Origin of the sequence: Pseudoalteromonas rubra, from assembly GCF_000967655.1 — a bacterium.
GTDB lineage: Bacteria > Pseudomonadota > Gammaproteobacteria > Enterobacterales > Alteromonadaceae > Pseudoalteromonas > Pseudoalteromonas rubra_A.
Genome location: NZ_JXYA01000021.1, coordinates 117,948 through 129,277 on the forward strand (window position 1 = coordinate 117,948; position 11,330 = coordinate 129,277).

At 51.3% G+C, this 11,330-nt stretch carries 13 protein-coding genes and 2 tRNA genes; 13 read left to right on the top strand and 2 right to left on the bottom strand.

Features of this window, described 5'->3' with window-relative positions; translation table 11 throughout:
- The first annotated feature begins 70 nt into the window (after positions 1–70).
- From thiC to TW77_RS10680, 6 genes are all read left to right on the top strand, one after another.
- The gene (thiC, locus tag TW77_RS10655; protein ID WP_046004959.1) at positions 71–2,023 is read left to right on the top strand and encodes a phosphomethylpyrimidine synthase ThiC; all 1,953 of its coding nucleotides are present in this window, start codon (positions 71–73) and stop codon (positions 2,021–2,023) included.
- 40 nt (positions 2,024–2,063) lie between these two features.
- Entirely contained in the window at positions 2,064–3,083 is a 1,020-nt protein-coding gene (locus TW77_RS10660) for an FAD-dependent oxidoreductase (protein ID WP_046004960.1), read from the top strand.
- On the top strand, positions 3,080–3,277 hold the full coding sequence (thiS, locus tag TW77_RS10665) for a sulfur carrier protein ThiS (RefSeq protein WP_046004961.1): 198 nt from the start codon (positions 3,080–3,082) through the stop codon (positions 3,275–3,277). Before TW77_RS10660 ends, thiS begins: the two co-directional genes overlap by 4 nt.
- 2 nt (positions 3,278–3,279) lie before the next feature.
- The gene (locus TW77_RS10670) at positions 3,280–4,071 is read left to right on the top strand and encodes a thiazole synthase (RefSeq protein WP_046004990.1); all 792 of its coding nucleotides are present in this window, start codon (positions 3,280–3,282) and stop codon (positions 4,069–4,071) included.
- Between the two features lie 84 nt (positions 4,072–4,155).
- Entirely contained in the window at positions 4,156–5,676 is a 1,521-nt protein-coding gene (gene thiE / locus TW77_RS10675) for a thiamine phosphate synthase (protein WP_046004962.1), read from the top strand.
- The gene (locus tag TW77_RS10680) at positions 5,673–6,425 is read left to right on the top strand and encodes a HesA/MoeB/ThiF family protein (RefSeq protein ID WP_046004963.1); all 753 of its coding nucleotides are present in this window, start codon (positions 5,673–5,675) and stop codon (positions 6,423–6,425) included. Before thiE ends, TW77_RS10680 begins: the two co-directional genes overlap by 4 nt.
- Positions 6,426–6,483: 58 nt before the next feature.
- Here TW77_RS10680 and asd read toward each other — a convergent pair whose 3' ends face one another.
- Both asd and rsgA read right to left on the bottom strand, forming a co-directional pair.
- On the bottom strand, positions 6,484–7,350 hold the full coding sequence (gene asd, locus TW77_RS10685) for an archaetidylserine decarboxylase (protein WP_046004991.1): 867 nt from the start codon (positions 7,348–7,350) through the stop codon (positions 6,484–6,486).
- 34 nt (positions 7,351–7,384) lie between these two features.
- Positions 7,385–8,437, bottom strand: a complete 1,053-nt coding sequence (gene rsgA, locus TW77_RS10690; RefSeq protein ID WP_046004964.1) for a small ribosomal subunit biogenesis GTPase RsgA — start codon at positions 8,435–8,437, stop codon at positions 7,385–7,387.
- Between the two features lie 173 nt (positions 8,438–8,610).
- Here rsgA and orn point away from each other — a divergent pair, with 173 nt between their 5' ends.
- The 7 genes from orn (at position 8,611) to rplI (ending at position 11,320) form a co-directional block, all read left to right on the top strand.
- On the top strand, positions 8,611–9,156 hold the full coding sequence (orn, locus tag TW77_RS10695; protein ID WP_046004965.1) for an oligoribonuclease: 546 nt from the start codon (positions 8,611–8,613) through the stop codon (positions 9,154–9,156).
- Between the two features lie 252 nt (positions 9,157–9,408).
- Positions 9,409–9,484: transfer RNA gene (locus tag TW77_RS10700), tRNA-Gly, on the top strand.
- Positions 9,485–9,603: 119 nt separating this feature from the next.
- Positions 9,604–9,679: transfer RNA gene (locus TW77_RS10705), tRNA-Gly, on the top strand.
- Between the two features lie 211 nt (positions 9,680–9,890).
- Positions 9,891–10,232: a 30S ribosomal protein S6 gene (gene rpsF / locus TW77_RS10710; protein ID WP_010386261.1), complete on the top strand. Its 342-nt coding sequence runs from the start codon at positions 9,891–9,893 to the stop codon at positions 10,230–10,232.
- Positions 10,233–10,262: 30 nt separating this feature from the next.
- On the top strand, positions 10,263–10,592 hold the full coding sequence (gene priB, locus TW77_RS10715; RefSeq protein WP_046004966.1) for a primosomal replication protein N: 330 nt from the start codon (positions 10,263–10,265) through the stop codon (positions 10,590–10,592).
- Positions 10,593–10,604: 12 nt separating this feature from the next.
- A complete protein-coding gene (rpsR, locus tag TW77_RS10720; protein ID WP_002962753.1) occupies positions 10,605–10,832 on the top strand; it encodes a 30S ribosomal protein S18 in 228 nt (75 codons plus the stop codon).
- Positions 10,833–10,867: 35 nt separating this feature from the next.
- Positions 10,868–11,320 carry a 50S ribosomal protein L9 gene (gene rplI, locus TW77_RS10725; RefSeq protein WP_010386264.1) on the top strand — a complete coding sequence of 151 codons (453 nt, stop codon included), beginning with the start codon at positions 10,868–10,870 and terminating at the stop codon, positions 11,318–11,320.
- Positions 11,321–11,330 lie beyond the last annotated feature (10 nt).

The window sequence follows — 11,330 nt, forward strand, 5'->3', positions numbered from 1 at the left end:
TGGTTTGGACCCTTCTCGCTCCCTTTGCGGAGTTCTGACAAGACACCTTAACTTAACAATGAGGCATGTCATGTCAAACAACAGTAGCAAGTTATCACGTCGTGAGTCGCGCGAGGCCGCGTCGGATTTTATCTATAACCTTACCGGACAACCTTTCCCAAATTCCGAGAAAGTGTATGTTGAGGGTGAACAGGCAGGCGTGCGCGTCGGCATGCGCGAGATCACTTTGAGTGATTCTTTTATTGGCGGTACCGAAGAAGAGCCAATCTATGAGAAAAATGAACCGGTTCGCGTCTACGACACTTCAGGCCCTTATACCGATCCGGATTTTAAGCTGGATGTGCGCACAGGCTTGCCGAAATTCCGTGAGCAGTGGATTTTAGACCGCGACGATACCGAAGTGCTGGAGTCGGTCACTTCGCAGTTTTCTCAGCAGCGTATGGCGGACGAAGGGCTGGACCATATTCGTTTTGAAAACCTGCCTAAGATCCGTCGCGCCAAACCCGGACAAAATGTGACACAAATGCACTATGCGCGTCGTGGTATTGTGACCCCGGAAATGGAATACGTCGCCATTCGTGAAAACATGGGCCGCGCGAAAATTCGTGAAGAGTTACTGGCGCAGCAGCACAAGGGCCAGTCTTTTGGCGCCGAGGTCCCAGACTTTATTACCCCCGAATTTGTCCGTGCTGAAATTGCACGTGGCCGCGCTATCTTGCCAAACAACATCAACCACCCGGAAACCGAGCCTATGATTGTCGGCCGCAACTTCCTGGTGAAGGTGAATGCCAACATAGGTAATTCCTCGGTGACTTCTTCGATTGAAGAAGAGGTTGAGAAGCTGGTGTGGTCAACCCGCTGGGGCGCGGATACGGTCATGGACTTATCGACGGGCCGCTATATCCACGAAACCCGTGAGTGGGTGGTACGTAACTCACCGGTGCCGATTGGGACGGTGCCGATTTATCAGGCGCTGGAAAAAGTGAACGGCGTGGCGGAAGATCTGACCTGGGAAATTTTCCGCGATACGCTGATTGAGCAGGCCGAGCAGGGCGTTGACTACTTCACCATTCACGCGGGTGTGCTGTTACGCTATGTGCCTATGACGGCGAAGCGGGTGACGGGCATTGTTTCGCGCGGTGGCTCCATCATGGCCAAATGGTGTCTGGCGCACCATAAAGAAAACTTCCTTTACACCCACTTTGAAGACATCTGTGAGATCATGAAACAGTACGATGTCTGTTTCTCGCTGGGTGATGGTCTGCGTCCGGGTTCAATCGCCGATGCCAATGACGAAGCACAATTCTCTGAGCTGCGCACTTTGGGTGAACTGACCACGATCGCCTGGAAACATGACGTACAAGTGTTCATTGAAGGGCCGGGCCATGTCCCTATGCATCTGATCAAAGAAAACATGGATGAGCAATTAAAGCACTGTCATGAAGCGCCTTTCTATACCCTTGGCCCGCTGACCACAGACATAGCACCGGGGTACGATCACTTCACTTCCGGTATTGGTGCGGCGCAGATCGCCTGGTACGGTACCGCCATGTTGTGTTACGTCACGCCAAAAGAGCATCTGGGTCTGCCAAACAAAGAAGACGTGAAAGAGGGCCTGATCACCTACAAGATTGCGGCGCACGCGGCGGATCTGGCCAAAGGCCATCCGGGCGCACAAATTCGCGACAATGCCTTGTCTAAAGCGCGTTTTGAGTTCCGCTGGCACGATCAGTTCAACCTGAGTCTGGACCCGGAGCGGGCATTGTCTTACCACGACGAAACACTGCCTCAGGAATCGGGTAAAGTGGCGCACTTCTGCTCTATGTGTGGTCCTAAGTTCTGCTCTATGAAGATCACTCAGGATGTGCGTGACTATGCCAAACAACTCGAAGCCGAGGGCATAGATCCAAATAATGCCGGTGAAGCCATCGCCATCAAAATGATTGATGTGGAAGCCGAAATGAAAAATAAATCACGCGAGTTCAAAGAAACGGGGTCGGAGCTTTACCACAAAGCGCTGTGATTTAGGGGAGCGGGCCCCTTCGGGCCCGTATGGAGGCAAGATGTCCCAGACAAACAAACCACGCGTTGCTATTGTCGGCTTTGGCCTGACAGGGCGGGTTGCTGCCCTGATGCTGGCAGAGCAGTATGAGCTGAGCGTATTTGAGCGCGACCCGGTCGCAGCGCCTGCCAGTGTCGGCACTTTGGCCGCGGCGATGCTCGCCCCGATGGCCGAATCCGTGATCTGTGAACAAGACCTGGCAGAGCAGGGGTTGCACGCCATGACCTTGTGGCCTGAGTTGCTGGCCAAGCTCGATGCACCGGTGTTCTTTCAGCAGCAGGGCACAGTGATTGTTGCGCACCAGCAAGACAGGGGCGATTTGCTGAGTTTTCAGCGTCGCCTTAAACCACTGGCTGGCCATCAGGCGCAAAGCCTGGATGGTCACGGTATTGGTGCGCTGGAACCTGAGCTGGCTGGCCGCTTTCATCAGGGGTTGTATTTACCCTGTGAGGGGCAGCTCGATAATCTGGCATTCTTTGCTGCCAGCCTTAACACCCTAAAAAACAAAGGCGTGCGCTTTCATGAAGGGGCAACGGCACACATCGCACAAGGGCGGGTCAATGGTGAAGCGTTTGACTGGATCATTGACTGCCGCGGGCTGGATGCCAAAGACGACAGCCCCGGGCTGCGTGGGGTGCGTGGTGAGGTTGCCCGCATCTATGCGCCCGAGGTGAGTTTGCAGCGTCCGGTGCGTCTGATGCATCCGCGTTACCCACTCTACATAGCGCCCAAACCAAACCACGAGTTTGTCATCGGTGCGACCGAAATTGAATCTCAGGATCGGGGCGATATCACGGTTCGCTCGACACTGGAGCTGCTGTCGGCCGCGTATACGGTACACAGTGGCTTTGCTGAGGGGCGGGTGATGTCGCTGCGCGCAGGTTTGCGCCCGGCGTATAAAGATAATCGCCCGCATATTAGTGTCACTGATAATGTGATCCGCATTAACGGTCTGTATCGGCACGGGTTTTTGCTGGCACCAGCGGTGGTGCAACACGCGTTACAACAAGGGGTATTATGAATATAAGTTACAATGGTCAGGCGCTCACGCTGTCACAGCCACAGTCTTTGCTGGAGGTGATTGAGGCGCAAGGGGCAAAGGCACCCTTTGCGGTGGCGTTGAACGGGCTATTTGTGCCGCGCAGCACGTTAGCGGAGCAGCGACTGCAAGAGGGTGACAGCATCGAGTTGCTATCGCCTATTCAGGGGGGCTAATGATGCACAGTGATACGCCGTTAACCATTTATGGTGAGCAGTTCAACAGCCGCTTGCTGATTGGCTCGGCACTTTACCCCTCGCCGGAAATCATGCAGCACAGCCTGGTGGCTTCGCAGGCGCAAATCGTCACCGTCTCTTTGCGACGCCAGAACTCTGTGTCGGCCGGAGGTGACTTCTGGCAACTGATCAAGGATACCGGATTGCGGGTGTTACCTAACACCGCCGGGTGTCACAGTGTTAAAGAAGTGGTGACACTGGCGCAAATGTGCCGGGAAGTGTTTGCAACTGACTGGATCAAGCTGGAACTGATTGGCGACGAATACAATTTACAGCCCGATCCGATTGCCCTGCTGGAAGCTACTGAAATCCTGATAAAGCAGGGCTTTAAAGTGCTGCCATATTGCACCGATGATTTAGTGGTGTGTCAGCGCCTGGCAGATCTGGGCTGCGAAGTACTGATGCCCTGGGGTGCCCCCATTGGCACCGGGAAAGGGTTACTTAATCCTTATAATCTGAAAACCATTCGTGAGCGTTTGCCTGACCACACCCTGATTGTTGACGCGGGACTCGGTTTACCCTCGCATGCCGTTCAGGCCCTGGAGCTTGGTTACGATGCCGTGTTGCTGAATTCTGCCATTGCCGGTGCTGGTTGTCCGGTGACCATGGCCAGTGCTTTTAATCATGCGGTGATTGCCGGGCGTGCTGCCTACGTGGCGCAGGCCATGCCGGAGAAAGAAGTCGCAGCGCCTTCCACCCCGACGATGGGGATGCCCTTTTGGCATCAGAATTAAACACGCGCTATAGTGTCGCTAAGCCTTTGTGGCGCAAAGTACTTAATCATGCGCCCATGTTCAACAGAGTAAGTAGGAGTAATTGTGGCTGAACTGGTATGGACCATTGCCGGGTCGGATTCGGGCGGCGGCGCCGGAGTGCAGGCGGATGTCAAAGCAATGCACAGTTTTGGTGTGCAAACCTGCACAGCCATAACCGCGCTGACGGCGCAAAATAGTTTGGCGGTTGAAGAGATTAATGCGGTGTCGAGTGAAGTGCTGGAATCTCAGCTGCTGGCACTCGAAGCCGATTTAAAAGCAGCCGTGATCAAGATTGGCATGCTGGCCAACAGCACACAGATCCAGCTAGTGGCAGAACATCTGGCGCAGTATAAGAGTCGCTGGGACAATCCCCCTGTGATTGTGTTCGACCCGGTTGCCATTGCATCCAGTGGCGATGTGCTGACGGAAGAAGATACCCTGGATGCGCTGAAAAAATACCTTTTACCTCTGGTCGATGTGATCACGCCCAATACGCAGGAGACGCAAGTATTGACTGGTGTGTATCTGATTGGTCCGGATGCCGTCAGAGAGGCTGCCCGTAAGCTACGTGAATTTGGCGTCAAATCGGTGATCATCAAAGGGGGGCACTGGGATTATCCCAGTGGTTATTGCATCGATTATTGCTGGAGTGAGGGCGAAGAGTATTGGCTGGGTAATGAGGCGATACAAACCCCACACAGCCACGGCACCGGCTGTAGCTTTGCCTCTTCTGTTGCGGCTTGCCTGGCCAAAGGCTACCCGATCAAAGATGCCTTCATTCTGGCTAAGGCCTATATCAATCAGGGGCTGAAATTAGCGCAGCGCTTTGGTGAGGGCAGGGGCCCCTTGGCACACTGCGGATTTCCAGAGAATATATCGGACTTTCCTCAGGTCATAGAGCCTGGCAGCTGGCTGGGTGACGAGCTGGAATTTGCGGTGAGTGAAGAGTTTAACTTTGCCGCCGGGTTTGCGCCCATCGGAGAAGAACTGGGGCTTTATGCCGTCGTTGACTCGGTAGACTGGGTTGAAAAGTGTCTGGCTGAGGGCGTGAAAACGGTGCAACTCAGGATTAAACAGGCTGATCACGCGACTCTGGAAGAGGACATACAGTGTGCTATCACTCTGGGTGAGAAATATCAGGGCCGGGTCTTTATTAACGACCACTGGGAGCTGTCCATTCGCCATGGCGCTTATGGGGTGCACCTTGGTCAGGAAGATCTGGATTCGGCGAATCTGGTTGCCATTCAGCAGGCGGGGTTACGTTTGGGCGTTTCAACGCATGGGTTTTATGAAATGTTGCGAGCCCATAACTACCGGCCCAGCTACCTGGCGTTTGGCGCGATTTACCCGACGACCACTAAGGACATGAGCGGGCAGATCCAGGGGCTCGAAAAGCTCAGACACTTTGTGCCTCTGATGCGTGAAACCTATCCCACTGTGGCCATTGGGGGCATTGACCTGACTCGCGCTCCTCAGGTTGCCGCCACCGGAGTGGGCAGTGTGGCCGTGGTGCGCGCCATCACCGAGGCGGCGGATTATAAACAGGCTATCATTGACCTGAAACGGGCCACAGGCGAGTCATGAGTACAGAGCTCAGTGACAAAGAGCGGCTGAGGTACAGCCGCCATTTACTGCTCAACGAAGTGTCGGAAGCCGGTCAGCTGCGCCTAAAACAAGCGCGGGTGGCCGTGGTTGGTTGTGGTGGTCTGGGCAGCCCTGCGTTGTTTTATCTGGCGGCAAGTGGAGTCGGGCAGCTGACTTTTTGTGATGATGATGCGGTTGAGCTGTCTAATTTACAAAGGCAAATTTTGTATAAGGTCAGTCACATTGGCCAGCCAAAAGCGAAAGCCGCGGGTAAGGTTTTAGCGAGCCTGAATAACCAAATCTCACTGATCCCACAGCCTGTGAAGCTCAATAACAGTAATATAGACAGCATATTGCAAGACAGTGACTGGATCCTGGATTGCAGCGATAACTTTGCCACGCGCTATTTACTCAATCAGTACTGCGTACAACAGCGTAAGGTGCTGATATCCGGTGCCGCGCTGGGCACTCAGGGGCAGTTTATGGCCTTTGATTTCAGGGCGTCCTCGCCCTGTTATCACTGCATTTTTCCAAAGTCTTCGGCGCAACCGGTATTGAATTGTCAGAACGCAGGTGTGGTGAGCCCGTTATTGGGCATTATCGGCTCTATGCAGGCGATGAAAGCGGTCAGTTTAATTATCTCTGATGTGCCTGATAAACACAGCGAAATGATAGTGGTCGATGCTTTGAGCTTGCAGCAAAGGCAGTTTACGCTGGAAAGAGATACGGCATGTAGCGTGTGTGGCTAATGCCACAGACGATTAAAAAAGCCCGCAAATGCGGGCTTTTTTGAGCGAATTAGCCGGCTTAGTCGCGGATGGTCGCAAATGGGGTGCCCATGCGGGTAACGGTTTCTGGCAATTGGTTGGCCAGGAAGTCGGCTTTATCTTCTCCCCAGGCCAAAATAACCGTCGAGCCCAGCTTAAAGCGGCCCATTTCGTCGCCTTTTTTCAATTTAACGGCGTTGTCGCCCTCTGCGGGATAATCCCAGCTAAAGACGTCTTTACCGGCTGGTGGCGTGACCGTACCCGCCCAGATGGTTTCGATGCTGGCTACTATGGTGGCGCCCACCAGTACCATAGCCAGTGGACCTATCTCAGTGTCAAAGATAGCGACAACCCGCTCGTTACGTGCAAACAGATTAGGGACGTTTTGCGCAGTCAGCGGGTTTACCGAGAACAGATCGCCAGGTACGTAAATCATCTTTTTCAGCGTACCATCAAGAGGCATATGAATACGGTGATAGTCTTTGGGTGCCAGATAAATGGTGGCAAATTTACCGCCAAGGTACGGTTCTACGTCCGATTCTTTGCCCCCCAGTAGGGTTTGCAGGCTGTAATCATGGCCTTTGGCCTGAATGATCTGACCATCGACCACATCGCCCAGCTGGCTGATGGCACCATCGACCGGGTGAGCCACAATGCTGGCTTCTTCGGCAAGTGGGCGGATCCCCGGCTTCAGCGGGCGGGTAAAGAATTCGTTAAAGGTTTTATAGTGAGCTGGATCTTCATGCAGGGCTTCACTCATGTCTATCTTGTATTGTTTGATAAACAATTTAATTAAGGTGGTCGTCAGTGCACCCGCTTCGGCTGCGGCCAGTTTTCCCACCAAACGTGATACGGCATGTTTGGGTAAAGCATATTGCAGGGCAATCTTTAGTTTATCCAAGTTCACTTTTATTATTCCTGAAAAAATTTTGAAGATAGTATCAAACTCTTGGCGCGCGCGCACCTGCGCGACCATCCGCCATTGACTCCAGAATACGATGATAGCTGTCAAAGCGCAGTTCGCTGATCTTGCCCTCATCAACCGCTTCCAGGATCAGACAACCCGGATCGTTGAGGTGTTTACAATCGCGAAAACGACAGCCGCCGATAAACTCACGAAACTCTTTAAAACACCAGGTTACCCGCTCAACTTCCAGGTGCCACAGACCGAACTCACGGATCCCCGGACTGTCAATCAGGTTACCGCCACTGGGCAGGTGATGCAGTTTAGAAACTGTGGTGGTGTGCTGACCCAGGCCACTGTTCTCAGAGACTTCCTGAGTCAGAATGGCGGCATCGGGCAGAACGGTGTTCACTAAAGTAGATTTGCCCACACCGGATTGGCCAACAAAGATGTTGTTCTTGTCTGTCAGCAGGGCTTTGAGCTCATCAATCCCTTGGCCTGTTTTGTTACTCACCAGCAGGACGCGGTAACCTAGCTCACGATAGATATCCAGCACTTCATCGACATAGTCGAGGCCTTCGTCATCTAACAGATCGATCTTGTTGAGTAACAGAATAGGCTCAATGCCCATGTCTTCACAGGCGACCAGATAGCGGTCAATGATCTGAGGAGTGAATTCAGGCACTACAGCGGATACCATTAAAATTTGGTCAATATTGGCTGCCACCACTTTTACGCCGTCGTAAAAATCCGGACGGGTGAGCTGAGAGCGGCGAGGCTCGACGGCTTCTATCACGCCTGCCAGATCGCCTTCGCTGACTTTGGCGCGACGAAAAATCACGTCATCGCCACATACGATACTGGTGACAGTACGGCGAATATTACAGCGCAGGACGTCGCCATTTTCGCACTCGACATCGGCGTGCTGGCCAAAGCGACTGATCACCACAGCGGGTTCTGTGGGGCCCAGGTTATCGGTTTGCCAAGTCACCTGAGTGTCGGATTGTTGTTTCGCTTTATGCAAGCGTTTTTGATGGTTGGCACTGATCCGTCTGGACTGGCCCTTACTGAGTTTTTTGCGTTTTGCCATATCTTATAAACTCGCGACACGATTTATTGCTATCGAGTGGTATACAGGCCAATCATGGACTATAACTCAATAAATTGCCCCGCTTTGTAAAAAAAAGCTTTTGGTCGAGTGATGAAGCTAATATGATATATCTAATTGCATTGGATCTAAAGGAAAGTACCGTTAGGTAGTGTATGTCTTTTCATGAATCAAACCTGATCTGGCTCGACTTAGAAATGACGGGTCTGGAACCTAAAACAGATAGGATCCTCGAAATTGCCACTGTGATCACCGACTGTGATCTGAATGTACTGGCCGAGGGACCTGTAATTGCTATCCATCAAAGTGATGACTTACTTGATAATATGGATGAGTGGTGTACAAACCAGCATGGCCGTTCCGGTCTGACTGCGCGTTGTAAGGCCAGCACTCACTCTGAATCTGATGCAATCAAACAAACATTAGATTTCCTGAAACAATGGGTACCGCCGGGCAAATCGCCGATGTGTGGTAATTCGATTGGTCAGGATCGTCGCTTCCTCAACAAATACATGCCTGAGCTGGAAGAATATTTCCACTACCGCAACCTGGACGTCAGCACGATTAAAGAGCTGGCACGTCGCTGGAAGCCTGAGCTGTTAAACGGGATCCACAAAAAGAGCTCTCACCTGGCTCTGGACGACATCAAAGACTCCATTATGGAGTTGAAGGTTTACCAGCAAAAATTCTTCAATCTTTAAAAAATTTAGAAAAAGTACTTGCAATGCTTTTTCTATCTTGTAGAATCCTGCCCCGCTCAAGACGGCAAAGCTTATTTGTCTCTGGGGTATTTATGAAGCAGCACTAGCTCAGCTGCTAAACGTTAGACGCGACTCGTCGCGCACCAGCGTTTGAAACAATCGAGCAATTGTGGAATGCGGCACTGGCTCTGCTGCTAAAACGTTAGACGCGACCGTCGCGCACCAGCGTTTTAATATTCCATAACTTATGAAGCGGCACTAGCTCAGCTGGTAGAGCGCGACCTTGCCAAGGTCGAGGTCACGAGTTCGAACCTCGTGTGCCGCTCCAACACTTCTTCAGGTGTATAAATTAGATATTTTCTATGATGCGGCACTAGCTCAGCTGCTAAAACGTTAGACGCGACCTCAAGGTTGCGCACAGCGGGAATCTAAGAGCTACATCGGAATGCGGCACTAGCTCAGCTGGTAGAGCGCGACCTTGCCAAGGTCGAGGTCACGAGTTCGAACCTCGTGTGCCGCTCCAACTTTCCCCTCTCTTTATATACATATTTTCTCACTCTGACTTACTTGCCCAACTTTAAATCTTATTCCACCAATTTTCATCGATAAACTGATTGCTTATTTTTAGTTCGACACGTAAAATACGCGCTCTTTCGGCCTAACTAACTTTAGTTCCTTGCCTTACCCCGACTGGCCGAAACGGGACAAGGCTATATTAACCGTAAGGAATATCCATGCGTCATTACGAAATCGTATTCATGGTTCACCCAGACCAAAGTGAGCAAGTACCTGGTATGATCGAGCGTTATACTGGTGCCATCACAGAAGCTGGCGGTAAAATCCACCGTCTAGAAGACTGGGGTCGTCGTCAACTGGCTTACCCAATCGAAAAGCTTCACAAAGCACACTATGTTCTGTTGAACGTTGAAGCACCTACTGAAGTAATCAGCGAGCTTGAAACTTCTTTCCGCTACAACGATGCAGTGCTTCGTAACCTGGTTATGCGTACTAAGAACGCTGTAACTGAAGCGTCTCCTCTTGCTAAAGAAGAGAAAAAAGAAGCAGCAACTGCTTAATCGTTATTGATTCGGAATTGACCTGGTAGTTTGGTGAGCACTCAGTCTGAACTGTATACAAACCAGCTGGTATTATCCGGCACGGTCTGTAAGCCACCTAAGTACAGTCAAAGCCCCGCGGGCATCGCGCATTGTATTTTTGTTTTAGAACATAAGTCGATGCAGATAGAAGCCGACCTAAATCGTAACAGTTATGTACGTATTCAGGTGGTTGCCAGCGGACAGCAGTTCCGGACTCAACTAGAGCATTTATGCGTTGGGCAGACCTTACAGGTACGCGGTTTTTTAAACCGACACGAGAACCGCAGTGGTTTGAGTCAACTTGTATTACATGCACAACATATTGAAAGAATTAATTGAGGAAATTTACTCATGGCACGTTATTTCAGACGTCGTAAGTTCTGCCGTTTCAAAGCGGAAGGCGTACAACAAATCGATTACAAAGATCTGGCTACTCTTAGAAACTACGTAACAGAAAGTGGCAAAATCGTACCTAGCCGTATCACAGGTACTAGCGCTAAATATCAGCGTCAGCTAGCAACTGCTATCAAGCGTGCTCGCTACCTAGCCCTTCTTCCGTACACTGACTTACACAAGTAAGCAGCTGATTAACAGTTTTTAAAAGGTGTAGAGACATGCAAGTTATTCTACTAGACAAGATCGCAAACCTAGGTGGCCTAGGTGACCAGGTTTCTGTTAAATCTGGTTTCGCACGTAACTTCCTTTTCCCTAAGGGCAAGGCAGTTCCTGCAACTAAAGCTAACATCGAAACTTTCGAAGCACGTCGTGCTGAGCTTGAAGCGAAAATCGCTGAAGAGCTAACTGCTGCACAAGCGCGCGCTGAAAAACTAGAAGCACTTGCAGAAGTGACTCTGGTTTCTAAAGCGGGTGACGAAGGCAAGCTATTCGGTTCTATCGGTACTCGCGATATCGCCGACGCTATCACAGCAGTAGGTCTGGAAGTTGCTAAGTCAGAAGTTCGTCTGCCTACCGGTACTATCCGTGAGACAGGTGAGTTCGACGTAACTATCCAACTTCACACTGACGTGACAACAGCTATCAAAGTAATCGTGATCGCTGAAGCTTAATTGTATTAAG